Origin of the sequence: Nostoc sp. DedVER02 (genome assembly GCF_034530675.2) — a bacterium.
GTDB lineage: Bacteria > Cyanobacteriota > Cyanobacteriia > Cyanobacteriales > Nostocaceae > Nostoc.
This window is the reverse complement of sequence record NZ_JAVRCP020000010.1, coordinates 122,393-148,695: the sequence shown is the minus strand read 5'-3', so window position 1 is coordinate 148,695 and position 26,303 is coordinate 122,393. Positions and strand designations below refer to the sequence as shown.

Annotated in this window: 17 protein-coding genes and 1 riboswitch; of the genes, 9 read left to right on the top strand and 8 right to left on the bottom strand. The window is 41.7% G+C overall.

Annotation, left to right across the window (positions count from 1 at the left end; translation table 11 throughout):
* The first annotated feature begins 155 nt into the window (after window positions 1-155).
* Window positions 156-950: a peroxiredoxin-like family protein gene (locus tag RMZ41_RS13275; protein WP_322641815.1), complete on the top strand. Its 795-nt coding sequence runs from the start codon at window positions 156-158 to the stop codon at window positions 948-950.
* A 163-nt stretch (window positions 951-1,113) separates the two neighbouring features.
* Window positions 1,114-1,476: a hypothetical protein gene (locus tag RMZ41_RS13270; protein WP_322641816.1), complete on the top strand. Its 363-nt coding sequence runs from the start codon at window positions 1,114-1,116 to the stop codon at window positions 1,474-1,476.
* Window positions 1,477-1,694: 218 nt separating this feature from the next.
* Here RMZ41_RS13270 and RMZ41_RS13265 read toward each other — a convergent pair whose 3' ends face one another.
* Window positions 1,695-5,009: an ATP-binding protein gene (locus tag RMZ41_RS13265; RefSeq protein ID WP_322641817.1), complete on the bottom strand. Its 3,315-nt coding sequence runs from the start codon at window positions 5,007-5,009 to the stop codon at window positions 1,695-1,697.
* 865 nt (window positions 5,010-5,874) lie between these two features.
* On the opposite strand from RMZ41_RS13265, the gene RMZ41_RS13260 reads away from it, so the two are divergent.
* Both RMZ41_RS13260 and RMZ41_RS13255 read left to right on the top strand, forming a co-directional pair.
* On the top strand, window positions 5,875-6,972 hold the full coding sequence (locus tag RMZ41_RS13260; protein WP_322641818.1) for a response regulator: 1,098 nt from the start codon (window positions 5,875-5,877) through the stop codon (window positions 6,970-6,972).
* A 125-nt stretch (window positions 6,973-7,097) separates the two neighbouring features.
* Entirely contained in the window at window positions 7,098-7,790 is a 693-nt protein-coding gene (locus tag RMZ41_RS13255) for a response regulator transcription factor (RefSeq protein ID WP_322641946.1), read from the top strand.
* 480 nt (window positions 7,791-8,270) lie between these two features.
* On the opposite strand, the gene RMZ41_RS13250 is transcribed toward RMZ41_RS13255, so the two are convergent.
* A complete protein-coding gene (locus tag RMZ41_RS13250) occupies window positions 8,271-9,185 on the bottom strand; it encodes a DUF928 domain-containing protein (RefSeq protein ID WP_322641819.1) in 915 nt (304 codons plus the stop codon).
* A gap of 294 nt (window positions 9,186-9,479) precedes the next feature.
* Window positions 9,480-11,381 carry an ATP-dependent zinc metalloprotease FtsH gene (ftsH, locus tag RMZ41_RS13245; RefSeq protein WP_322641820.1) on the bottom strand — a complete coding sequence of 634 codons (1,902 nt, stop codon included), beginning with the start codon at window positions 11,379-11,381 and terminating at the stop codon, window positions 9,480-9,482.
* A 369-nt stretch (window positions 11,382-11,750) separates the two neighbouring features.
* Between ftsH and RMZ41_RS13240 the strand changes: the two genes are divergently transcribed.
* The gene (locus RMZ41_RS13240) at window positions 11,751-12,296 is read left to right on the top strand and encodes an NADPH-dependent FMN reductase (protein ID WP_322641821.1); all 546 of its coding nucleotides are present in this window, start codon (window positions 11,751-11,753) and stop codon (window positions 12,294-12,296) included.
* 43 nt (window positions 12,297-12,339) lie between these two features.
* Here RMZ41_RS13240 and RMZ41_RS13235 read toward each other — a convergent pair whose 3' ends face one another.
* Both RMZ41_RS13235 and RMZ41_RS13230 read right to left on the bottom strand, forming a co-directional pair.
* Window positions 12,340-13,464, bottom strand: coding sequence for a ferrochelatase (locus RMZ41_RS13235; RefSeq protein ID WP_322641822.1), 1,125 nt, complete (start codon window positions 13,462-13,464; stop codon window positions 12,340-12,342).
* 148 nt (window positions 13,465-13,612) lie between these two features.
* Window positions 13,613-14,950 carry a voltage-gated chloride channel family protein gene (locus tag RMZ41_RS13230; protein ID WP_322641823.1) on the bottom strand — a complete coding sequence of 446 codons (1,338 nt, stop codon included), beginning with the start codon at window positions 14,948-14,950 and terminating at the stop codon, window positions 13,613-13,615.
* Window positions 14,951-15,366: 416 nt separating this feature from the next.
* Window positions 15,367-15,443: riboswitch (Fluoride riboswitch) on the bottom strand.
* Window positions 15,444-15,759: 316 nt separating this feature from the next.
* Between RMZ41_RS13230 and RMZ41_RS13225 the strand changes: the two genes are divergently transcribed.
* From RMZ41_RS13225 to ilvB, 3 genes are all read left to right on the top strand, one after another.
* Entirely contained in the window at window positions 15,760-16,341 is a 582-nt protein-coding gene (locus RMZ41_RS13225) for a hypothetical protein (RefSeq protein ID WP_322641824.1), read from the top strand.
* 175 nt (window positions 16,342-16,516) lie between these two features.
* Window positions 16,517-17,779, top strand: coding sequence for an MFS transporter (locus RMZ41_RS13220; protein ID WP_322641825.1), 1,263 nt, complete (start codon window positions 16,517-16,519; stop codon window positions 17,777-17,779).
* A gap of 132 nt (window positions 17,780-17,911) precedes the next feature.
* Complete coding sequence (gene ilvB / locus RMZ41_RS13215; protein ID WP_322641826.1) at window positions 17,912-19,825, top strand: biosynthetic-type acetolactate synthase large subunit; 1,914 nt, start codon at window positions 17,912-17,914, stop codon at window positions 19,823-19,825.
* Between the two features lie 443 nt (window positions 19,826-20,268).
* Here the strand turns inward: ilvB and RMZ41_RS13210 are convergent, their stop codons facing one another.
* The 3 genes from RMZ41_RS13210 to RMZ41_RS13200 all read right to left on the bottom strand — a co-directional run bounded on the left by RMZ41_RS13210 (window position 20,269) and on the right by RMZ41_RS13200 (window position 24,712).
* Complete coding sequence (locus tag RMZ41_RS13210) at window positions 20,269-21,078, bottom strand: DUF928 domain-containing protein (protein ID WP_322641827.1); 810 nt, start codon at window positions 21,076-21,078, stop codon at window positions 20,269-20,271.
* Between the two features lie 145 nt (window positions 21,079-21,223).
* Window positions 21,224-23,560: a CHASE2 domain-containing protein gene (locus RMZ41_RS13205; RefSeq protein ID WP_322641947.1), complete on the bottom strand. Its 2,337-nt coding sequence runs from the start codon at window positions 23,558-23,560 to the stop codon at window positions 21,224-21,226.
* Between the two features lie 183 nt (window positions 23,561-23,743).
* Window positions 23,744-24,712, bottom strand: coding sequence for a DUF1822 family protein (locus RMZ41_RS13200; RefSeq protein ID WP_322641828.1), 969 nt, complete (start codon window positions 24,710-24,712; stop codon window positions 23,744-23,746).
* A gap of 976 nt (window positions 24,713-25,688) precedes the next feature.
* Between RMZ41_RS13200 and RMZ41_RS13195 the strand changes: the two genes are divergently transcribed.
* Window positions 25,689-26,210: a hypothetical protein gene (locus tag RMZ41_RS13195; RefSeq protein WP_322641829.1), complete on the top strand. Its 522-nt coding sequence runs from the start codon at window positions 25,689-25,691 to the stop codon at window positions 26,208-26,210.
* The last annotated feature ends 93 nt before the right edge of the window (window positions 26,211-26,303 follow it).

Here is a 26,303-nt window from a genome sequence, read left to right as displayed (position 1 = left end):
TCTTCTGATATACAAGTACGTAAGGATACTAAACATAAAGATGTAGCTTATTTCAGTACTCAAAAGGGTAGTGGAGTCCGAAATTTGGGGAGTTAAATTGTTAGGTTCTAGCTCTGATATTCTTACAATAGATAGGGAATTGGAAATAGAGAATAATGAATACTCAAACACGCTGCAATTCTCCAAATATTTACTCGATTTTGAGTCAAACTCAACGCTTGCGAGTTAGTGATGGAGAGATTAAACCTGTTTTAGATGGTTGGTCGAATAGTTCACAGTTGCTCGTACTTATTTGGTCGCAGTTGGGAGATTTTGATAATTTAGAATACTCTTGGTGGCTGCAAAGAGAAAAAGAAAAGATCGAAGCAAGAGGAATCACAATTCGCGCGATTGGAATTGGAAACCGCAATTCTGGTGTCAAGTTTTGTGAATATACGGGGTTTCCTCAAGAATGGTTGTTTGTGGATACAATAGCCGAAATTCACACTTTATTAGGACTTTATCGCGGTCTATCTATACAATTCCCAATGCTATCAACGTCGCAAAAAGCTTGGTTGAATTTAATGCTAATGTGTGCTGGGATTGGTAGCCCAGGAACTCTGAAGGAAGTTTTTCGGGGTTATAAAGGTGATAAAAAAGCTCCTCAATTAATTGCTGATGAGGAAGTTGTCAGGGGTACACCTTTACCACCAATGAAAGGTTCATTTTTTAAAGCTGCTGGAGGAAAAGGCTTTCAGCGTCCGTTTGAACTAGCAACCCTGCGCCTGAGAAACATGACCGAAGTTTTGAGCAACTGGAATACTTATGTACCAGATTCATCTCATTTGACACAACGGGGAGGAACTTTTTTATTTGATTCTCAAGGTAAATTAATTTACGAACATTGCGATCGCAATATTCTGGGTTTTGCCGAAAATATGAGCAATCCCTTAGATTTTTTGGATAAGTAATTCCTTATTAAAATTAAATCGTTGTTATAAATTTTCCCACTTACGCACCTAAAAGTACTTTCATTACTTTTGCGTTACTCAAGTTTGTGAATTCTGAACTATATAGTTGTTTAACTTAGGTATTAAATAAAATGACTACCAATAGTTTAGGAAAAGCAAAAACTTGAACCGTTTCAAAAAGCTATCCTCAATTGTGTTCCTGCTATTAGCCTTCAGTTATCCGCCTGCTTTGGCTGAAGCTAAGGATACTACTCTCAATCATGTGCTAAATGAACAGAGTCTTGACGCACAGACGAAATTAGTTGGACAAAGTGAAGAGCTTTTGTTAGCTCACCGATGGAATCGACGACGTTATCATAGACGGCAACGGACTGGACGATATTATTATCAACGCCAGCGCAATCGACGACATTATTACAGACGACGCTATCGCTCTATAAATTATCACGGACAACCATATCGTCATGGAGAATGGGAACTTGTGCGCGATCGTCATGGGCGATTAATCTATAATTGGCAGCGTTAGTAGTAAGTTTTACACTTATTATCTTTGAGAATCTTTATGCGTAAATCTTTTTTAATTTTCAATTATTTATCAAACAGAATTCAGAGTCAGGAGCCAGAAAACAGAGATGAATTCTGTTCGTAACGCACTACGATCAGGGATTTGATGCGTTACGCTGTCGCTAACACATCCTACGTATATATTCTCCAAATCAAACCGGATTCTTATAACTTTTCAAGTCAACGCAAGTTTTTTGGGTCATTTATTTTTTTTTGGTAGTCCTTACCTAATGTAATAATTTGTTCAAAGCAGAAGCAGTCTACGAGATTGGTTAGCGTCTTAATTAGATGATCGTGATGTTCAGGAATTTGCTGAATTAGCATAAAAATTTCCTTTGCATTTATTCGGAGTGCTGCTTGATGCAGTTGCCCGATCCAGTCGCTGGGCATTACGCTTAAATCTGCAACTGTTAATAAATTAGGTGTGAATGATGAAGCATTTGAAGACCAAGATGCTTTTTCTTGATTTTCCAGTTCATCAGCATAAACATAACGAACACCCAAATATTCAGCCATTTTTTCAAAAATTACAGTCGTCCGAAATGGCTTACGCACAAAGTCATCAAAGCCTACGGACATTGCTGTTACACGGTCTTCCTCAAATGCACTTCCGGTCAAGGCAATAATCACTGGGGCTTGTGGGCTGGCTGCTTTAATATGTTTAGTCGCCTCAAATCCATTCATGATTGGCATCCGCAGATCCATCCAGATGAGGTTGGGCGACCAGCTTTGCCAAAGCTCGATCGCAGCTTGACCATTTACCGCCTCGCGCACTTCAAAGCCAATGGGGGTTAATAACTCAACCAAAAGCTGCCGATTTTCTAATTTATCCTCAACAATCAGAATGCGATAGCTGGGTTGTCCCTTTTCTAAACCGATAACTTGCCGATTCTGTGCAGGCGTTGGCAAGGTATCCATAATTACTGCACGAGTTCGGATATCAAAGGTAAAAGTTGAACCTTTTCCTAGTGTGCTATTCACTCTTATATCTCCACCCATGAGCCGCACAAATCGCTGGCTGATAGGTAATCCAAGTCCAGTGCCTTCCTGAGCTTTTTGTCCCGCCTCTGTTTGCACAAATGGCTCAAATAGACGATTAAAGTCGGAGTCAGCAATGCCGCAACCTGTATCTTCGACGCTGAAGTTCAGGGTGACGGGTTCATCTAGGGTAATGTTTTGGTTCAGGGTGTCTACCCGCAAAGTTACTTGACCGATTTTGGTAAACTTAATTGCGTTTCCTAATAGATTAACCAAAACTTGGCGCAATTTACTTTCATCAGCGCAGATATATTGGGGAATTAAAGGCGATCGCTCTAAAATGAGTTGCAACCCTCTCGATCTGGCTTTCAATGCAAACATCTGCTGGAGTCGATCCAGAAGCCCATAGAGGTCAAAATTTGTTTCGTTGAGGATAACTCGACCTGCTTCAATTTTGGACATTTCCAACACATCATTGATTAAGGTGAGTAAGTCTTCACCACTGCGGTTGATTGTGTCCAGATATTCTTCCTGTTGCGAGTTGAGCGATCGATTTCGGAGCAGTAGTTGGGTAAAGCCAAGGATGATGTTGAGAGGAGTTCGCAGTTCGTGGCTCATGTTGGAGAGAAACTGGCTTTTGGCGAGGTTGGCAGCATCTGCGGTTTCTTTGGCTTTCTTGAGCGCAGCTTCGGTTTTTTTCTGTTTGGTGATATCACGAGCAACCCAAAGTACTGTATTGTCAGATAATGGCGAAACACTAGCTAAAAACCAAGTTTCTCGATTTTTGTTCACTAAATGGTATTCAACAAAAACATTCTTGCGACTGCCATCAGGGTTTCTGGGTTCTTCTTTCAGATGCAGTGCTTGCTGAATAGCATCGAGTATTAAATTGGCGATTTCTTTTGGTAAAACTTCATCAACTTTTTTGCCAATGCGATCTATATCAGGTTTATAAGCAAAGGATTGTGTTAGCACATACTTCGTTTGCACATACTTTTGGTAACGGCCTTCCGCATCAAAAACCACTACCATATCAGTCATAGCAGCGAACATTAATCGGAGTTCTGCTTCGGATGTTTTTAGTGCTGCTTCTACTTTTTTGCGACCCCTTTGGGCAGCTTCGCTAACGCTAATTTCTTTCTGAAGTTGAGCATTTTTCTCCCCAAGTTCTCTGGTGCGTTGCGTGACTCGGCTTTCTAATTCCTCGTTGGTTTGTGCTAAGGCTAAAAAGGATTCACGTAACTGATGCGCCATCAGATTAAAAGACTCCGCCAAAGAGTTTAGCTCGGTTGTACTGTTCACAGAAACCCTTTGATTTAAGTTTCCCGAGGCGATCGCTTTGGCTGTACTTCCTAGTTGGAGAATTGGCTGTGTAATCCAGTGAGCAGTAAAAATGCCCAATCCAGTTGCAAGTGCAAAGGCAACTAGACAAAGCAAAATTGTTGAACGAGTATTGGCATTGATTTGATCCATGAAATCCGTTTCTGGAACAACCACAACGATTAACCAGTCCAATCCCTGCTGATTCTTCATCGGCACAATCTGTAAGAATTGCCGTTTACCCTCAATGTCAAAATCTAGTTGTTGTTTTTCAGTAATCTGGGTTAAGTCTCCAAAGCGTTGCTGCAAATATTCAGCAGTACGTCGCGTCAAAATATCATTACTTGCGATCGCCTGAACTCGCACCGGGTTCTGATCTATCATTGGGACTGTCGGATTTGCAATTACGTAGGGTTGTTGCCCAGCAGAACTCCCAACCAGCAATCCTGTACGGCGTTCTACAATAAAAGTTTCACCCGTTCGCCCGATTTTGAGACTCCGCAGATATTGACTAATTCCAGTCAGTGAGAAATCGACAGCAGTAACACCTAGCAGATTTCCGCCTCGATCGTAAATGGGTAAGCTGGCATTTAGCACATATTTGGGTGTGGCAAACAATTTATAAATTCCACCCCAGTTAGCTGCCCCAGACTTTACTGCCAATTCATACCAAGGGCGAGTCCGCGGATCGTAATTAGGTTTGGATCTTAAAAGTTGAGTGTAATGTCCAGGTTTATCTGCGGCATAAATCCGAATTTCATTCCCAGTGGACTTGCCTGAAAGTTTCACCTGAAACTGTCCATCATCCGCCCTTTGAACTGCAACGTGTTCGCCATATTGTGACCCAATATACACTGCTGTCACTGTGTCAAAGGTCTGCAATTGATACCAAAGGTGTTGCTCTAATGTTGATAAATTTTGAATATTAACTTCACCTAGTTGAATGGCATTAGCATTGAGTTGATTTATTTTATGAGGCGTTTCAACATATATTTGCAAATACTGCTGAATTCGAGCCGTGATTTCATTTCGGAGTTGGATTGCAACTTCATTAACTGCCCGTTGCCCATTGTGTATTGATAGCCACCCAGTAAGCCCCACGGCTAAGGAAATTTGCAGTATAAATGGCACTACAAGAATGTGGCGCAATGGCAAGTTTTTGGTAAGCTTTGAAACTTTAAGGGTGAGAGTATGCATATCCGAACTCCTGAAATTAAACAGCAATGTCAAGGTACGAATAATTACCCATAAGCTTCTTAAGCTTTATGAGTTTTATGAGCATAATTATCCAAATATGAGTTGTTTAAGATGATATTACTCAAGAGGGTAATATTCCAAAATAATACACAATCTAATTATCTGAGAGTTTTAATTTATCATTATTTTTTTAAAGTTAAGCATCTCCTAAATCTTTCTTTTTAAAGAGACACTAGACAGAGCTTGCTTGTACTATTAAAAACTCTGGCAACGCACTATCTACTGAATAAATCTTTTAAAATCAAGCTAAAAAACAGATAATAACAGGTTGTAAATTAATTAAAAAAGTTCTTTAAAAAAATTAAAATAAAAATTTCTTCCGTACTCAATTTATTTTTAATAACTACTAATAAAAATCATTTAAGTAAGTAAACGGATATAGCAATCCTATTTGATTGATGACAACTCGCAGTGTCAGATCCCCGACTTAGTAAAAGTTGTCGCGGCTCTAACTTTTCACGAATGCTTCATAACTGCTAGAACAAAGTAAAATATAAATAAATGTAAATTAATTATCACTTTTAAAATAAAAAATATGATTAATAAATTTGTTACATATAGGATTACTATTTGATTTTTAAACGAAATTAGGTATTGTAGAGTGTGTTAGAACGGAATTCGTGACGCACTATTTATTATCAAGGGTTTGATGTGTTACGCTGTCGATAACACATCAAACGTATATTCTCAGCAATCAAACCGGATTCCTATAGATGGATTTTTATATTACTTGTAATCAAAAATCTCTATAGAATCTGTTATCAGTAGCTTGATAATTAACGCCTCTCTTAGCCAGTTGAAAAGTATGGAAGTAAGCCCAGCGAAGGGAGATATTCTCATCGTTGATGACACCCTAGATAATCTTCGCCTTCTATCAGCAATGCTTACCGAGCAAGGATATGAGGTTAGGAGTGTTACCAATGGTTCTATGGCGTTGATTGGCATCCAAGCTCAACCTCCAGATTTGATTCTGCTTGATATTACTATGCCCGGAATGAACGGCTATGAAGTATGTCAACACCTCAAGTCTAATCCTCAGACACAAAAGATTCCCGTCATTTTTATTAGTGCTTTGAATGAGGTATTTGATAAAGTGAAAGCTTTTGCGGTTGGAGGTGTTGATTTTATTAACAAACCTTTTCAGATTGAAGAGGTGGTTGCACGGATGGAGCATCAACTCAAGCTTTGCCGCTTACAACTGCAACTTCAGGAGCAAAATTGCCGCTTACAGGAAAAAGAAGCAGAATTGAGGCGATCGCTCGAACAGCAGAAGGCGCTGAATCAACGCATTGAGGAAATGGTGGCGATAGAAGAACGAAATCGGATTGCGCGTGATATCCACGACTCTCTAGGACATTCTCTGGTAGCGCTAAATGTGCAAATGGAAACAGCACTAACCCTTTGGGAAAACGATCCCAATCGAGCGCGATCGTTTTTATTAGAAGCGAAAAAATTGGGTTCCGAAGCTTTACAAGATGTGCGGGAATCAGTTGCGGCAATTCGCTCAGATCCACTCCACGGACAATTGCTCGAAGGTGCGATCGCTAAACTTGCAGAAGAATTCTATCACCTCACCGATGTCTTACCATACTGCAAAATTGATTTATCACAACCGCTATCCGATTCAGTAAATCATGTTGTGTATCGCATTATCCAGGAAGGGCTAACCAATATTTATAAACACGCTAATGCTACAGCTGTGCAAATCAAAATTAAAACAACGGCGGCAGGGCTATCGTTGATACTCCAAGATAACGGCAAAGGGTTTGAATGCGATCGCGCCGTAGCAGGTTACGGACTCCAAGGAATGCGAGAACGAATGGCTAAAGTAAACGCCCAGTTAGAAATTGTCAGTAAACCGGGCGCTGGTTGTCGGATTGTTGCTAACTTTCCTAGAGACTAAAAAGTAAAGAATAAATGAAAGACGTTACATCTTGTAACGTTTCTGCAAGGGTTTCAGGTAATGCATCATTAATTTTTGGAGATATCTATGCGATCGTTCATCAAAACCAGCAAGAGATAGTTACCATGAAAAATGATAAATCCTCTCCTATTCGCCTGTTAATCGTTGACGATCAGAGCCTTATTCGTCAGGGACTCAAAGCAATGCTAGAGCAGGAACCTGATTTGCAGGTGGTCGGTGATGCTGAGAATGGTAAAGTTGCTCTAGAACTTGTTGCAGAACTTCAGCCCGATGTCGTGCTAATGGATATTCGGATGCCCGAAATGGATGGACGAACTGCAACAAAGTTGATTACCCAAAACTTTCCTAATATTAAAGTTCTTGTCTTGAGTACATTTGATGATGATTCTTATCTAACAGGGGCAATGCGGGCAGGTGCAAAAGGATATTTGCTCAAAGATATGCCTTCAAGTGAGCTAGCAGATGCAATTCGCTTTGGTCATTCTGGTTATACTCAATTTGGCCCGGGGTTATTTGATAAATTATTAGTTACGGAAGCAGTTTCAAGTAACCAAAATTCCGCCTCACCAAAGCCATCAGAAATTACCGCACGAGAACAAGAGGTTTTATGTTTGATTGGTGTTGGTGCAACGAACCGCGAAATTGCCCAACAACTTTTTATTACCGAAGGAACCGTAAAAACTCATGTGACGAGTATTTTAAGCCGCCTCAATCTCAAAAACCGATCGCAACTTGCAATCTATGCAAATTCTGTTCTCAATCAAGAAAAAAAACTATCCGGTAAGCTACCAGAATAAACAGGTGGAGAGCTATAGATTCTTTCCATACAAAGTTTTGGCTAGCATTGACTGCTATAGGATTACTATTTGATTTTTGAACGAAATTAGGTATTGTAGCGTGTGTTAGAACTGAGTTCGTAACACACTATGATCGCGGGTTTGATGCCGTACTCTTTGCGCTCACATCCTACGGATATTTTCTCCAAATCAAACCGGATTCCTATAGCTCAATACTGAACAGATGATAAAACTTAGACACAAAAAGACTTTTCACCCAGTCCCTAGTCCCCAGTCATATAGTGTCCGGTTAAAGACTTATCATTTAGGCCGCAGGGGGCAGGGGGCAGGGAGCAGGGGGAAAGAGGCTTTTGCGCTTTTTGTACAGATGCAGGGATTATAACTAATTAGGCGGACATGATATCACTTGCTATATGATTCAAAGCATAGTTAAAAAACCCGGCTTCTATATCAAAACCGGGTTTTTAAGTAATTTTTAATTTATTTCTGAACAGTACAACAGGGTAATAAAGGCTTGTTTACAACTTCTTTAATCTCTACTGAACTCAACAAATCCTCCCAATATTTCTGAACTTCAGGATCGTTAGGACGCTGGCGGCGTAAATTAGCTAAAGTTCTGAGAGAATCTTCCCAAAATCCAGCAGTTGCAAATAGAACTGCACGATCCAAGTCTGTGTTTGGTTTATTTAGCTCAAGAGTGAGGTTTTCATCTTGCGATCGCACTATCTTACCTTGTACATAAGAGTTTTTATCGGGGCTAGCAATATCACAAATCATTGAAAAAGTCCAACTATACTCTTTACCAATTTGTAGAGATGGCTGATTAGCAGGTAAATTTACACTAACAATACCATTTTGCCCAATAGGTTTGAAAGTTCTCTTATATAATGGGTCGGAATTAAGATCATCCTGCAAAACAAATTCTAGTGCTTGCACTGTTGTAGAGGTTTGAGGAATATAGAAAAATAGCGTGGGACGCTCTGCCGTGGTTCGTTGAGCTTCCTTATCTGTTGGAGTCAAAGGAATAATATTTTGTCCAGTTTGAAAGCAACTTCCTCGTGTTCCTGCTGACCTTACTCTACCAGGTCTACCTGGAACGAAAGCAATACGATTTCTACCGCGTTGAATGTAACTTGTAACATTTCTAATTGCAGCAGTAGCATATCTATCTCCAGGACGTAGCCGTTCTGCTTGCTGAAAATTCAATAAAGCTTTTCGATAATTTCTCCGTCTAGTTTCGTTATAGCCAAGTTGCATATATTGTGTGTAAGCAGATTTGGCCTGTGCCAATTGATAAACCGACTCGGTTGCCAAAACCTGAGTAGTAATTACAGGTTCTAAAGGGAGAAATGCTAAAGCCGCAAGCAGATAGCTTGCCCAAAATCTATGTTTCATAATGTCCATTTCCACGTGTAGTACATTAATTGCGTATATATAATACAATACCTTAAGCTTGACAGCAGCAAGGCTTTATGTACCAGTTTGTGGAAATGCTGAAGTAGTCTTCTAACTTTTTTTACAAGAAGATTCCCGACTTGTTTAAACAAGCCGGGAATCTGAGCCTTCGGATTTTTACTAGTACAGCAGGCGTAAATTAAGTTACTATCTCAATTAATTAGACAATGGGCAAAATCTCATTATTCCAAGTAGACAAACTCCCTCCACAGTGTAGGGAGTTTCAACTATTCCCTAATGAGGTACGGCCAACTGTGCATCGGCTACTTGGGCATTATCAGCAACAATTTGGCGGAATGAATCACCTTCAATTGTTTCCTCTTCTACTAACAAATCTACTAAACGCTCCAAAACTATGCGGTTTTCTTCCAACAGTTCTTTTGACCTGATGTAAGAAGTGTTGACAATTTCGCGCACCTGTGAATCAATTTTGGCGGCAATTTCCTCAGAATAGTCTGATTTATTCATCCAGTCGCGTCCTAAAAATACCTCTCCACTCTGATTTTCCAGGGACAATGGGCCTAATTCTGACATCCCGAAGCGTGTTACCATCTGCCGTGCCATCCCTGTCACCTGTTGCAAGTCATTACTTGCACCTGTGGTTACTTCTGGTTTACCAAAAACGATTTCCTCGGCGGCGCGACCACCAAGAGTAGCAGTAATTCTGGCTTTAAGTTGGGAGCGGGAAATTAACCCCTGTTCTTCGTTAGGAGTAAACCAAGTTAATCCTAATGCTTGTCCCCGTGGGATGAGTGTAACTTTCTGTACAGGGTCGTGGTCTTTGAGCAATGTGCCCACTAAAGCATGTCCAACTTCATGATAAGCAATCAAGCGCTTGCTCTTGCTGTCTACCAATGCAGTACCTTCCATACCTGCAACGACTCTATCCACAGCAGCATCAATTTCTAAAATGGTGACAGCTTCTTTGCGTCTCCTAGCAGTGAGAATAGCGGCTTCGTTGAGTAAGTTGGCTAAGTCTGCGCCGGTAAATCCAGGAGTGCGGCGAGCGATCGCTTCTAATGATACGCTAGGATCAATTTTCTTATTCCGGGCGTGGACTTTCAAAATTTCCAGCCGTCCTTTGAGATCCGGTGCATCGACCATCACTTGTCTGTCAAAGCGTCCTGGTCTGAGCAACGCTGCATCTAAAACATCTGGGCGGTTAGTGGCAGCAATAATAATGATCCCTGTGTTGCCTTCAAAACCATCCATTTCAGTCAGCAGTTGGTTGAGGGTCTGTTCGCGCTCATCATTACCGCCACCAATACCAGTACCTCGTTGTCTACCTACTGCGTCGATTTCATCGATAAATATTAGACATGGAGCATTTTCTTTGGCTTTCTTGAAGAGGTCACGCACGCGAGATGCACCCACGCCAACAAACATTTCCACGAATTCCGAACCGGAAATACTGAAGAATGGGACACCTGCTTCACCTGCGATCGCTTTTGCTAGTAAAGTTTTACCAGTACCAGGAGGGCCAATTAACAGCACTCCTTTGGGAATGCGTGCGCCTACAGCCGTAAATCTTTCTGGCTGTTTCAAGAAAGTAACAACTTCTTCCAAGTCTTCTTTAGCTTCTTCAACCCCAGCGACATCTTCAAATTTCACTCCAGTTTTCGCTTCCATTTGGAAACGAGCTTTCGATTTGCCGAAATTCATCGCTTGGCTAGAAGCATTAGTAGAGCGCCGGAGGAATAATAGCATTAAAGCCACTAGTGGCAAAATCCACATAAGATTAATCAACAGTCCAACAGCAGCCCGACTGTTAGCAGAGGAAACCTCACCAAAATCAACATTCTTATCTTTGAGTATGTTAATTAACTCTGTGTTTTGCGCTAAAAGTCTTACCTGTTGTGGTGGCGTATTCTCCTTTTGCCCTTTGAGATAAACCCTTGCTAGCTGTTCAGTTTCGTCAAGCTCTACTTTTTGGACTTCTCCCGCCTTCACTTTCTTGATCAAATCACCATAGTTTAGAGAGGTACTAGAAGAGGTACTCTCTGGTTTTTGTGCCAAGACGGGGGTACTCCCGAAAATTCCTGGTAACATAATCAAGCTAGCCGCAATCGCACCAACCCAAGCAACGCGCTTTGATGACTGTCTTTTTACCAATGCTTTTTTTCCCAAATTTGTCATAATAATTACCCTTTCTCTGCTGGCACAAATTGAGCTATGGTTTTATGCCTATTCTTCTACCAAAAATTGTAATAACTGGAAATTACACTTTTCTTATCTAGTCTAACTTCCAGATAAGGGACTGGGGATTGGGGATTAGGGATTAGGCATTGGGGATTTGAAAATAGAGGCAAAAGGTTAGAAGTTCTTTCGTTTGCTCATTACCCAGTACCCAATCCCCAGTACCCAGTCCCCAATCCCCAGCCCCCAATCACCTTGATATCAATTTGACACATTCCTACACAAATCGTTAAAATCAGCATAGTCATAACGATTCCGCTTTTTAAGAAATTTCGTGATAGTAGCTAGTTAATAGTTTGTAGGTTAATTATGGTGAGAATTGTTGGTATTGGTGGTAGTTTAAGACCAAACTCCTATACGCAGCTTGCTCTAGAAGTGGCAGTGCAAAGGGTAGAAGCCCTTGGTGCAGAGGTAGAAATTCTTGATTTAAGACAGTTGCAGTTACCGTTTTGCACTGGCGCAAAGGAATATCCAGAGTACCCAGATGTTAAGCGGTTACAAGATACTGTCAGTCAGTCAGATGGGTTAATTTTAGCCACACCTGAGTATCACGGTGGGGTTAGTGGTGTCCTGAAAAATGCTCTAGATTTGATGAGCTTCGATCAACTATCTGATAAAGTGACAGGACTAATCAGCGTATTGGGCGGTCAGTCTAATAGTAACGCCTTAAATGACCTACGGCTAATTATTCGTTGGGTTCATGGCTGGGTGATTCCAGAGCAGATTGCGATTGGACAAGCTTGGGGCGCATTCAGTCCTGAAGGCAAGCTAGTAGATGAAAAACTCTCCCAAAGATTCGATCAATTTGCTCAGAGTTTAGTTGATAATACTCGCAAGCTGCGGGGCGTGAATTAATTGTAGGGTGGGCATAGCTTTGCTCACCCTACTCAAACTTTACTTAATGATGATGATGATGGTGATGGTGATGATGATCTCCAGCAACTTGGGGATTAACTGCTAAAGTTTCTTCTGACAACAACTCTGCAATATGAGTATCAGCCCATTGAGCCACCATTGCCAAAAATTCTGGGCGATCGTTAACACAAGCCATTTGCACGTAGTTCGTACCAGAATGCTGTTTCTCTAAAGCATGGATGATATGGTGTACATCCAATAGAGTTTCGTGGTTTTCTGTGGCAAAGCCAATTGGCATAAAAATTACCACTTTTGCACCCAGTTGAATCAGGTTATTTGCCGCTTGCTCTGCGTTTGGCTGTGTCCAATCAATTAAGGGGGTGTCATGATTGAGCCAACCCACTGAGATTAAAGGATAGCGGTTAATTAACTTATCCCGAACTAAATCGTACATTGCTTCACTTTCGGCAATCCCAGAAGTAAAGCCCTTAGCTTTGTGGGGACAGCCGTGATTCATTAAGACAATACCGATTTGAGAAGGTAGGTAAGCGCCTGCTAACTCAGCAATTTTTTCTTCAACCAGATGAGCCATTAAATCGATGTAAGCTGGTTCGTTGAAGAAAGAAGGAATGTAGCGCTGGGCTTTAACCCAGTGTTCCTCACCCTCAGTCAACTCAACGAGAGCATTGTTAACTTGCTCGATCGCAATCCCACTAGTAAAAATAGAATCAACAACCAACAGCGGGTAGATTAGCAGCTTCTCAAAGCCTTGGTTTTTGATTTCTGCCAAGACTTGATTAGGTAGGAAAGGGGCGCAAAAGTTAAAAGCTTTGAAAACTTGAACCTTATCACCCCATTTTTCTTGTAAATTCTTCTCAATCCCAGCCCGCTGCTGTTCAAAGATGGCGTTGTGTGGGGAGATAAAATCGTGGTGTGTGTGTCCCCACTCATGGCGGTCAAATAGCGCCAAAAGCTTTGCCAGAGGCGGATAAATCCAGGTTGGGACTGGTGCGAATTTTGCTGTCAGTAGATTTAAAGCCTGTTCGTTATAGTTGGCGAAATCTTCGTAGCTTTCGACTTCGCCGTAGCCCATAAGCAGTACGGCTACACGGTCTTTACCTGATAGATGCTCGTGGGTATGTTGTACTTTTTCCGGCGTGGCAACCACAATGAGTTCCTCAATATAACCAGAGTGCAAAGAGATATGAAGTTAGGGAATATCTTAAGTATTTCCCCTACTAGTAAAATAATATCCCATCCAGGGGGATAGGATAGGTACAAAAATCAAAATAATACATCAAAAGAGATACTTTGAGTCAGGGTTTGTCATCAGACATCTGAACTTCGGGGGAAACCCCATCGCCCTTTGAGAGAAATCCGGGTAGGGACTGGCTAGCTAAACTTCGTCCTTCTTGCAGAGGCATAAAATGGTATTTGCCTGAGCCAGTACGTTGTGCCTTATAAATGCCAGCATGACCAGAAAAAAGATAGCTGACTACACAAGCGATACCAATAAAGACTCCAGATTCTGAACCAAACAGTTCAATTCCCATAAAAGTTGAGGCGATCGGGGTATTGGCTGCACCACCAAACACAGCTACAAAGCCCATACCTGCAAGTAGTGGTGCAGGTAAAGTCAATATTAAAGACAAAGAATTGCCTAATGTTGCACCGATATAAAATAAAGGAGTTACTTCTCCTCCTTTAAAACCTGCTCCCAAGGTCAAAGCAGTAAAAGCTATTTTCTCAGCAAAATCCCAGGGTGGTAACTGGGTGTTAAAAGCATCAACAATTGTAGGAATACCAAGTCCAATGTATTTTGTAGTTCCGGCTGCCCAAACAGCCAACGCCACGATCGCCCCACCGATGGCAGGACGTAAAGGAGGGTAAGAGATTTTTTCTTTAAAAATGTGGCTAATTTTGTGAGTCAGCTTGGCAAAAATCATTGCCACAATGCCAAAGATTGCGCCAGCGATAATTGCCGAAATCAGCCCCATGACGGTGACTGTTGGGACAACGGAGGCATGGCGATATGCCGTATGCTGTAAACCCAAAATTAAGGTAACGCGATCGCCTACAATTGCTGCAACTAAACAGGGAAAAAGTGCATCGTGTTGGATTTTACCAATAGCTAAAACTTCTAAACCAAAGATGGTTCCAGCTAAGGGAGTTCCGAAAACTGAAGCAAATCCTCCACTTAAACCAGCCATTAATAAAATTCGCCGATCTGCGTGCTTGAAGTGGAATATTTTTGTCAACCGATCTGCGAGTGAAGCTGCTATTTGTAGGGCTGTGCCTTCACGACCAGCTGAACCTCCAAATAAATGAGTTAGGTCTGTACCTAGCAAAACTAAAGGAGCCATTCGCAAGGGAATAATCTCTTTGGGGTTATGAATTTCTTCAAGTAAAAGATTATTTCCTGCTTCTACACGTTTGCCAAACCGATGATAAATCCAACCGCTTAAGAAGCCGCCCAGAGGTAATAATGCAATTATCCAAAGATGAGATTCTCGCCAATCAGTTGACCATTCCAACGATGCCAAAAGAGCAGCAGAACCTATACCAGAAAAAATACCAACCACAAAGGATATGATTAACCATTTGCTGAGTTGGACTAAGACGATTAACTGTTCTAAATTGCGTAATTTCTTCATATCCAAATTGCTTTTATTTGTTACTGATTTGTATTGCTCATTTGGGTGCAAGTGCTTTTTTATAAGTAATCTGCATTTGGTTACAACATTCTAGGCAAATATTTTCGATTGATAATTAGCCACAATTATCTGAATCAAATTGAGATTTTTTGATGTTACAAAATTATTCATAATTTTAAAAATTAATAAATCAGTAGAAGTATTAGTCACATTCAAGAATGTAAATTTTTGACTAGCAATACTTGCTATTAATTGAATTGTGTTAAATATTTTGGTAGCTTCTAAAAACCGTAGCTTGGTTTTTACGAAGCTTATTTTGAAAATTTTAAAAAAAACTTCGCCCATTATCTCTACTCAAACTTGACTGATAGTTTTTAGCTCTTACCACCTACTTGTTGACAGCAGGTTAATGCAGTATTGAACTAGAAACTATCAGCCTACATGGGCGGTTCTCTGGCTGTTCCAGAAGGCGAGTCTCATCACCACTGCTCTTGTAATACCAAAGTCTACCTTAAGTTGTCAAGATATTAGATTTATGCTTTTTTACAAGAGAACTATAATCGTTGACAGTTGCCGATTATCGGTCATCAGTCAACGGTTAAGCATCACCATTCACCAGTTATCAGGTAAATGTACAAGTTAAATGCGTAACAGTCTAGTACAGCAGAGCGGAAATCAACCACCCATTCCAAATCAATGCAACGCTTACGCTGTATTCATTTCTAATTTTTAATTTTTAATTTTTAATTCACGGCGATACCAGTAGGTTTAAGTTATTAATAATTTTGAAAGCTGCCACACACAGACAGATGAGCATCATTATTTGCCCTGGAATCCACGATCGCGCCTTCACTCAATCCTTTATATCAGGATTGTTCGATGGCTCAATAGACCAAAATCAAGCTAAGATACTGGTTTTTCCGGGAAAAGACTTTTTGAGTTTATCAGCTTTGCACATTTTTGAGTTTTTGCGCGTTAGCGTAGCTCACCGCAGGTATAGCTTGAGCAACTCTCTAGAATCGCCAGTGATATTCATTAGCTTTAGTGCTGGCGTAGTCGGGGCAATAGGGGCAGCGCATTTGTGGCAACTGATGGGTGGTCGTGTCAAAGCATTTATTGCTATAGATGGATGGGGAGTACCACTACAGGGTAATTTTCCGATTCATCGCATGAGCCATAATTATTTTACTCATTGGAGTTCCTGTTTGCTAGGTTGTGGGCAAAATAACTTTTATGCACAGCCAGCAGTCGATCATTTGTCAATTTGGAAATCTCCCCAAACTGTACAAGGCTGGTGGGTAGATTCATCCATTGGAATTTCTCCACCTAAAGGTTATCTGACAGCAGCTGAGTTTTTGCTTATGCTGTTAAAGCGCTATGAAGCAAATTAGTCCGGACAATAGAATTATGAGTTAGGAGTTAGGAGTGGGGAAGCAAAAAGGTTACAGGTAACAGGGTACAGAGGACAGTCAAGAAAGACTATGCCCAAAGACCCATGCCCAATCCCCAATCCCCAATGCCCCATCCCCCATACCCCATCTACCCTAGTCACGATAAAGTATCTAAATGTTTCCAACTGAACCAGCTGCTGTTAATAACGGGTTTGGCGCACTGCTAAAAAACCGTGGTTTTATGCTTCTGTGGATTGGGCAACTGGTGTCCCAGTTAGCAGATAAAGTTTTCTTCGTTTTGATGATTGCTCTGTTAGAGAACTACTCACCGCTTCCTGGGTTGGCACAAAACTCGATGTACTCAACCTTGATGCTGTCCTTTACAATACCAGCAATTTTGTTTGGTTCTGCTGGTGGTATCTTTGTTGACCGTTTGCCGAAAAAACTGATTATGGTTGGTTCAGACATTGTGCGGGGAATCTTAACGCTATGTCTTCCCTTGTTACCACGACAGTTTTTGATTCTGTTAATCCTGACTTTTGCCATCTCCACAGTGACGCAGTTTTTTGCACCAGCCGAGCAAGCAGCTATTCCCCTGTTGGTGAAGCGAGAGAATTTGTTAGCAGCCAATGCGCTGTTTACCAGCACGATGATGGGAGCTTTAATTGTTGGGTTTGCTATAGGAGAGCCAATTTTAAGTTTGGCGAAAAGCTGGATGGGAGAAGAATACGGTCAAGAGATTGTGGTTGGTGGACTATATATATTATCGGCTGCGATCATGCAGCCAATAAAGTTTAAAGAACCCAAACGGCCAAAGGAACATCGGGCATCAAATAACCCTTGGGTTGAATTTACCGAAAGCCTGCGCTATCTCAAGAAAAATCCTTTGATCTTGAACGCTATGCTACAACTGACAACTTTATATTGTGTGTTTGCAGCGTTAACAGTGCTGACAATTCGATTAGCTGAAGAGTTTGGTTTAAAAGAAAAACAGTTTGGCTTTTTCTTGGCAGCAGCAGGTGTGGGTATGGTATCTGGTGCAGCGATTTTAGGTCACTGGGGTGAGAAATTGCGTCACAAACCTCTACCTTTAATTGGATTTTTGATGATGGCATTAGTTTTAGGGGTATTCACTTTTACGCACAACTTATTGCTGGCGTTAGGACTCTGTGCATTGTTGGGTATAGGTGCTGCCCTAATTGGCGTACCCATGCAAACTTTAATTCAACAGCAAACACCATCTACCATGCACGGTAAAGTATTTGGCTTTCAAAATCATGCCGTCAACATCGCTCTGGCTTTACCCCTGGCAATTACTGGGCCATTAACTGATGCTCTAGGTTTGCGAACTGTGCTTGTAGCAATGAGTGTTGTTGTTGTTGTTGTCGGTGTTTGGGCTTGGAAAAATACCCGCAATGTCTTGCAAGACGTACTTTAATTAATGTAGGCTAATAATCTAGATTTATATTTAATATAAAAATTAATAAGATTTTGATTGAAGTTTTCAACTAAAATGAAATCTTAAATACAGAATTCAGCATTAACTTTAGCTATAGTCTGAGGTTTGACCGTGCGTTCACTAAGTGTCTCCGCAGGAGAATCGCTCTCCCAAATTAGTCTCCCACAAATTGAGAATCAAAAACAGTCTCATGCTTCTAGCCAACCAGTCGTGCCCAAACGTGCATCTGGTGGTTTTGCTTTGCTTGACAGCCTTCATCGCCACGGCGTTGATTATATTTTTGGTTATCCTGGTGGAGCAATTCTCCCAATTTACGACGACCTGTATAAGGTGGAAGCGACTGGTGCTATGAAGCACATTCTTGTGAGACACGAGCAAGGCGCAGCCCATGCCGCAGACGGTTACGCCCGTGCAACCGGGAAGGTAGGAGTATGCTTTGGTACTTCCGGCCCAGGAGCAACTAACTTGGTGACAGGGATCGCCACCGCCTACATGGATTCAATCCCGATGATTGTGGTTACGGGGCAGGTAGCGCGTCCATCCATTGGTACAGATGCCTTTCAGGAAACTGATATTTACGGAATTACGCTACCCATCGTCAAGCACTCTTATGTAGTGCGCGACCCCAAAGATATGGCGCGAATTGTCGCCGAAGCCTTCCACATCGCCAGTAGTGGGCGACCGGGGCCAGTTTTGATTGATGTCCCCAAGGATGTAGCTTTAGAAGAATTTGACTATGTACCTGTAAAACCAGGTTCAGCAAAGTTACGCGGTTATCGTCCCACCGTAAAGGGAAATCCTCGACAAATTAATGCCGCAATCCAGTTGATTACTGAAAGCCGTCGTCCTCTACTGTATGTCGGCGGAGGTGCGATCGCAGCTGGCGCTCATGAAGAAATCAAACAACTAGCTGAATTATTCGATATCCCTGTCACCACAACCTTAATGGGGATCGGTGCATTTGACGAACATCATCCCCTCGCTTTGGGAATGTTGGGGATGCACGGCACTGCTTACGCTAACTTTGCCGTTAGTGATTGTGACTTGCTCATTTGCGTCGGCGCTAGATTTGACGATCGCGTAACTGGTAAGTTAGACGAATTCGCCTCCCGTGCTAAAGTAATTCACATCGACATCGATCCCGCAGAAGTCGGCAAAAACCGCATTCCTGAAGTGCCCATCGTCGGCGATGTGCGGAATGTGTTAGTAGACTTGTTGCGTCGCTGCAAAGAAGCAGGCGTTAAGGCTACACCAAATCAAAACCAAGAATGGTTAAATCTAGTTAACCGTTGGCGCGAAGAATATCCTCTAATAGTGCCTCACCATCCTGGCAGCATTTCACCTCAAGAAGTGATGGTAGAAGTCAGTAGCCAAGCACCCCACGCTTTCTACACCACAGATGTGGGACAACATCAAATGTGGGCAGCACAATTCCTCAAGAACGGCCCAAGGCGCTGGATTTCTAGTGCTGGTTTAGGAACGATGGGTTTTGGCTTACCTGCGGCTATGGGCGCGAAAGTAGCCTTTCCTGATGAAGAAGTCATTTGTATTAGCGGTGATGCTAGTTTCCAAATGTGTTTACAGGAATTAGGAACACTGGCACAATATGGAATAAATGTCAAGACAATAATTATCAATAACGGCTGGCAAGGAATGGTGCGCCAGTGGCAGCAAGCTTTCTATGGTGAGCGTTACTCATGCTCCAACATGGAAGTAGGGATGCCAGATGTGGAGTTATTGGCAAAAGCTTATGGCATTAAGGGTATGGTAATCAGCGATCGCAGTCAATTAAAAGATGCGATCGCCGAAATGCTGGCACACAAAGGCCCCGTAATCTTGAATGTCCACGTCACCAGAGACGAAAACTGCTATCCAATGGTAGCTCCAGGTAAGAGCAACGCTCAAATGGTCGGTTTGCAGAAGCAACCACCCAAAGCAGCAGCAGAGCCAGTTTATTGTAGTAACTGCAATGCCAAAAATGCTCCTACCCACAACTTTTGTGCTGAGTGTGGGACAAAGTTGTAACGCTTTTTGATAGTTTTGGACATTTATGCCCATTAGGTGATTGCTAAGGGACTTCCAGTTAAAAAAATATCCCATTGTAGGGGCGCAAGACCTTGCGCCCCTACAAATATGTAAATGATTTGGGATAATTTATTTTCTGCAATTCCCTAAATGATATTATTTCCGCTTGATTACTTATTAAACCCGAAGAACCCCACCCCCAACCCCTCCCCGCTTTTCGGGAGGGAAGACAAAGCACAGCTTTGGCGGGGTGGGGTTCTCTTATTATGGGTAATTTGGCGGACATGATATGACCCGTCGCAATACTTGTCGGTTAAAGGGAAAAAAGAAAGGGAAAAAGGGAAATAAAAAACCTTTAACCTTTACCCTTTAACCTTTTCCCCAAATCCAATTCCGAGTTAAAAATGCACAAAGCGAGCAGTATGTGACCCGTCGAACTCACGTTAAGGTTGTTCCAAGAAAATCGGTTCTGCTGCAATATCATTTAAGTCGATGCTGCTTAACAGATTTCGCCACTCTGTTTGCAGTACTGGATCTTTAGGATTTTTCTGGTGCAGTTGAGCCAGTATTGTCAGAGCTTCGTACCATATCCCATTTTGGGCATAAATAGCATAGCGCTTGAGAAGTTCTGTCGTTTGTAACTCTTTGACTACGCCGGGATTGAGTTGAACTCTTTGAATTACCCCTTCGACGAAAGTTGGGGGAGAATTCTGTTCCTGCTTACGGCTAATGGTGAAAAACCAGCGATATTGTTTGTCTAGTGCCAAGCCGGGAGCAGTAGTAGGCAAAGACACACGGATCACTCCTGGTTTATCTGGTAGAGCGATCGCTTTTTTGTAAATCTCGTTAGAGTCTTGATCTTGCAGCACAAATTCAGCTGCATAGCGCAAATCTTTGGTATATGGCACATAAAAAAACCAACTTGGGTGTTCTAGTGTTGTCTGCCCCCAGACATTAATCACTGAGTTAGATTCCTGAGTAAAGGGCACTAAAGCAGTCAAGTCATGTTTAAATGCAGCCAACCCCCCACGCTTCGCTCCACCACGAACACGACCCCCTGGAGGGGGGCCAGGTGGAATTGGAGGTTGATTAAAGGTTTTGGCTTGAGCAAGAGTCGTTTTAGCATTAGAGCGATTGCTAATTGAAAAACCAAGAGTTGGTTTTGCCACTACTGAAGTCAGGCTAACTAGTAAACTGGTACAGCTAAAAGCTACTACTAAAAACAGTTGTATCGGTTGTGAATTTGACTTCATAAAAACCTTCCTTTAACTATACAAACCTTGTAAATTTATTTACTGGCTATTAAAAAATTTAATCAAACAAAAAAATCTTTCCCAATTCCCAATTCCCAATTCCCAATTCCCAATTCCCAATCCCCAATTCCCAATCCACAATCCCCTATTTCCCACTTTCCACCCGTACTTTTGTTGCTGAATTATAAATTGACATCAGGCTAACGGTGGCTACCAACGACAAAATCGACGGTACAAATGGAACCCAAGCACCCGAAATTAACAAACCAAAGCAGAATATATACAGAACACTAGAGGTAATACTTACTGCCAATGCCAACCAGGGCAAGGAAAGCTTTCGCCAAGCCAAAACTCCGCCAACTAAAGACCAGCACCAAATCCAAGCCACCTCAGCCCATAGCGACCAAACCCTTAGCAACGGCCGCCCATCCTCCACAGCACTGAGTATCTGGCTAATCATGTGGGCTTGTACTAACACTCCTGGCATCTGCTCATCTAAAGGAGCGCCATAAGGTGTAGGCCAGGTGTCTGGAGAATCCCCCTTGGCTACTACACCAATCAAAACAATCTTGTCTTTGATAGCACTGGCATTAATTGGACTAGTTAAAAATTGGGTTAGCTTCACCTGTTGGGCTATTTGTTTTGGAGAACGATAGTTAAGTAAGATTTGACCGCCGTTAGCATCAATATCTTGATAGCCGCCAGCCCTAGAATTCAGCTTCAGAAAAATAGTCTTACCAAATTGCAAATTCCCTTCAGGAGTGAACTTTGGTTGAATTCCTGAAGGTTGCAGATAGAGAGAGGCCAGTTGTAGACTGAATGCAAGGCGAGCAGGGCACAACGATGTCGGCTCCTGGTTCATGAATAGAAGATGCCGACGGATAACTCCATCAGGATCGTGAATAAAGTCACTGAATCCAAGATTTGTAGTGGGGATTTCTGGTGGCGGCTTAATACCTGTGATATTTTCTGTGCTATCACTTCCTTTACATACGCCAATCAAGTTTTGAGTTTGTTGAAGACGAGTAATTAAATCTGGTTGTTTGGCTTGAAAATCACGGTAGATATCTAAGCCGATTGCTCTGGGTTGGTATTGATTCAGTTTTGCCAGGAGTTTGTTGAGAGATTTTTCAGAAATGGAAGCTCCAATCAAGGACTCATTATTTTGTCTTTGAATTGCCAGATCGTCATCGTCAATTGTAATTACCAGCAGACGCGAATCTAGTCCTTCCGCAGGGCGCGATCGCATCATCTGATCAAAAGCAGGAATTTCTAAACTTTCCAGCAATCCTACCCATCTCACCCCACAAACCAAGGCTGTAATTGCCAAACTGGATAACAAAGTTGTTGCTAATCTGCGTTTGCTAGACCAAGTTAAATTCGGTTTATCTTCAGTTTTTGTTGTAGACCTTAATTCATCCCAAGTGGGTGGTATCTGCGCTGGATTTTGGCAAATCATTGGTAGCCAAGTTGCACAGGGAAATCGATCTTCAAGTCCTTGCAATCGTTCCCGTGCTTGGCGTACCGCTTGATATAAAGACTCACCACCAGCAAAACCTTCGAGAAAATACTTTAAAAATTCCTTCGCAACCTGGTCTGGGACGGGTTCACGCATAACGATCATTTGAGGAATTTGCAAATCAGCTAATTCTCGCGCCAATCCCAATCCATCACAGGAGTTGAATATAGCTAGTTGCAAGCCGTTTTCAATGGCTTTCCTCAGAGCGTATTTTAATTCGCCAATGGTGAGACTATCAGTTTTATTTAGGTAAATTCGTCCGCATTCGCCATTTTTGTTACTGGAACTGTGCCCAGCAAAGAAGAGAATATCCCAGTTTTTTCCCCAAAGATGCTCGGTTAATTCTTTCCTCTGCGGTTCTACTAGAAAACTCACTTCTGCGTTATTACACTGTTGGAGTAAAGCTTGATCCGCCTCGGTGTCAATTCCTTGACTATTGCCCACAATTGCCAAAATATTGACTAATGGATTTAAAGAGTGTGGCTTGTGAATGCGATCGTAAGATGGTGAAGAAAGGGCAATTTCAGTCTTGGGGTAGCGTTCTAACAACTCCCACAGATGCCAAGGTAATAGCTGCAATTGGCTATTTTCTGTTTGCAAAATTACTCGCACTTCTTCTGTGGACGACAATCTTTCTAACCATTTTTCCCTCAAAGGGCGGAACTCTTCTGCTCGCAACCAGGTATTAAAGCGGGCGCGCAAGATATGAGAAGTGTTTTCGCAATCCTGAACCATTGATACATTCGTCACCTGCATTTTGTCAGCATGAAGACGATAACGATTGCCTATCTGCCGATAACTAGACTGCCAATGACTGTAATAGAGAGGCATTTCGGGAAATGAAGGTAATCTTCCTGTGATTTCTGTTGTAGCCCGCTCATGTTCTTCACCAATTTGGAGGGTGACAGCAAAGCCCTGCTCAAAACTACCTTCTCCGAATTTCAGAACCACTAACTTACCCATGACCGTCACTATCTCCCTGTGCAAAATCATGCCCTGTTCTAATGTCTCATAACAAACTCCACAAGCTTTTACAGACTTTTCTCAAAATTCTTAAAAGCCGGCTTGAATTTTTAATTTTTAATTTTTAATTAACCAGTTAGCACTTAGTAAATTATCGACAAAGAGGGAAGATAGGTAGATGTCTCAAATCCGAAAATGCTCAGTAATACTAGTATCATTAAAGGCTACCCTAACGCTAAATTGCTCTGTAGGTTCTCCGCGAAACTGCAACTGAATGTAATTGTCTGATTTTCTTGATTGAGCGTCTAGAAATACTGCCCCCGAACTATCTAGAACAGTGAGATGAACTTCCGGTGGTAAGTAGATTTGATTTCCTGTGGCGTGTAATTGCAGATGAATAGTGGTTTGCCGATCTTTTTCTGGGCTGATTTCCACAATCAACATGACGGGTTGGTTAAGAATTTGGATACCCAAATCAATCAGTTTTGCGCGTTTAGTAATTGATTCTGGTCGATTGAGGACATTAGGTTCCATAGTTTCAGTACTACGAAAGGCATAAGCGGGTCTTAGTTCCGGCAAGTTCCACAAAGATTCAACAGTCTGCCAACCTGTTTCAAATATACCAGCAAACCACTGACTTAAATTCACGAGTGAACTAACTGGGGATTGACGGAGTTGATCTAGGTGGTCGATAAAGGCTTCCAATGGTTGCAGTTGTCTTAAGGGCAGTGTTTCACTTACTACACTAGGAATAAAACCAAGCAGCCTCGCTTCTTGGAGCAATTCATCAAATTGAACAACTAAATAACCCACCCGTTCTTCCCAAGTTTCTGGAGGAATGGAACATATCTGCTGATGTAGATGGACAGGGCGACACTCCAGGCGACCAACTGAGGGCACTTCTAAGTCAGCGATATTTCCACACAGACGCATGATAGGGTTCCAGCTGTCACTAGCTTGGAGGTTAGTAGGAATATCCATCATTTCCAAATAGTCATTCACTACCCATACAGCTAGCGTATTCAGCCGAACTTGCTCTCCTTTTTCCGAATTTGGTTGTTGATTAGCAAATTCCTGGGCAGTTCTACGAGCTAATTGGGAAATCGGCAACTTTAAAGCGAAATCGTCTAGCTGATAAGTGTAGTTACTCATAAGTCAGTCTCTAGTGATCAATGCTGCTATGTACATATCATCTGCATTCACTAAATTTATGCCACAAAATCGAGAATGATTATTGACAAATTGGGGATTGGATAAGAACACTAGCAGTACTCCCAACTCTGACCACCCACCCACACCCTCATCAACCAGTGTTACTTGATAAGTAATACCGAAAAAAGAATGCGACAGCTATACACAGCCAAACCCTTGTTATGACTGGTTTTCTTAATTTTGAATTTTGTTAGCGTAGCGTAAAGCCTACGGCATAGCTTCTCTGCGAGACGCTACGCGAACGCTTAAAGTGAGCCTGTGTACTCTGTAAGAGTTGCAAGCTACGCTTTTAGCATCTCGTAGAGAGCGTCATTTTGAATTTTGAATTGGTATAACCATGCTTCTTTAAGCGATCTCTACAATGAGCCACTTGGTGTTCCGGTTTACCGAATAACCCGCTTGATGGCATTTAAATAGTAGATTAATAATCAACAATGGCAAATAAGCAGATGTAATACTATTGCACCTAAAGAGTTACACCCAACACTCTGCACTTCAAAATTTCATACTTCTATGTTTCCATAATTTTTACAAAAAACCTTAGTAACAGCAAGTTGAATTTAACTACATCCATAAACAATTGTGTTATTTCTGGATTTATGCTATCAGATTGGAACTTTTAGCTGTTTCAATAAAGCAATGTCTTTAAAGTATATCTAAGGTAGTAGATTAATTAAAAATAATTAAATAAAACTTGTCTAAAATATCACGAAACTATTTAACGTTAGATTAGACTTTAGACAGAAGGATAAGAAAATTAATTCAGTTATTTTAGTAGTTAAATAACAATATTTATCTCAATATTTTTGATTGAGAAGTATTAGTTGTGGTTGAAAAATAGAAAAAACTTTTTCTAGATTTCAGCAAATTGTTTAGTACCATAAGAACCATTTAATTTCAAACTCAGGAGATTCCAATGAACCGAAATCACAGTAAGAATTTGCTCAAAATGCTTGCTAGCCTCGTGGGAATTGCTAGTACTAGTGCTTTAATCAGTCTTCCAGTATATGCTTTGCCTCAATCCATCTCTAGAAATTTAGAAGCTAGTAAAGCCCCTACTGCCGATAGATTGTACTCTCAAGCAGGACAATCTACAGGTGACTCTACTACCGGAACACAGCAGAATAACGGTACTAGCGGAACACAGCAGTATCCGAATAATGGTACTAGTGGAACACAACAGTATCCGAATCCGAATAACGGCACTACTGGAACACAACAGTATCCAAATAACGGCACTACTGGAACACAGCAGTATCCAAATAATGGTACTAGTGGAACAACTAATGATACTACTGGAACTACCGATACTACTGGTACTAGTGGAACAAATAATGATACTACTGGTACTAGCGGAACACAGCAAAATACGGGTGGTAGCAACACAACAGGTGGACAAAACACCGGTGGAAGTGGAGGTGTCAGAGCGCTATGGTAATTTATTAGCCTCTACACGGGCAAGGGATTTTGTTTAGCTTGCTGCTTTTGGTTAGATGATTTCAAATGCTGGCTGTTATCAACAGTAAATGCA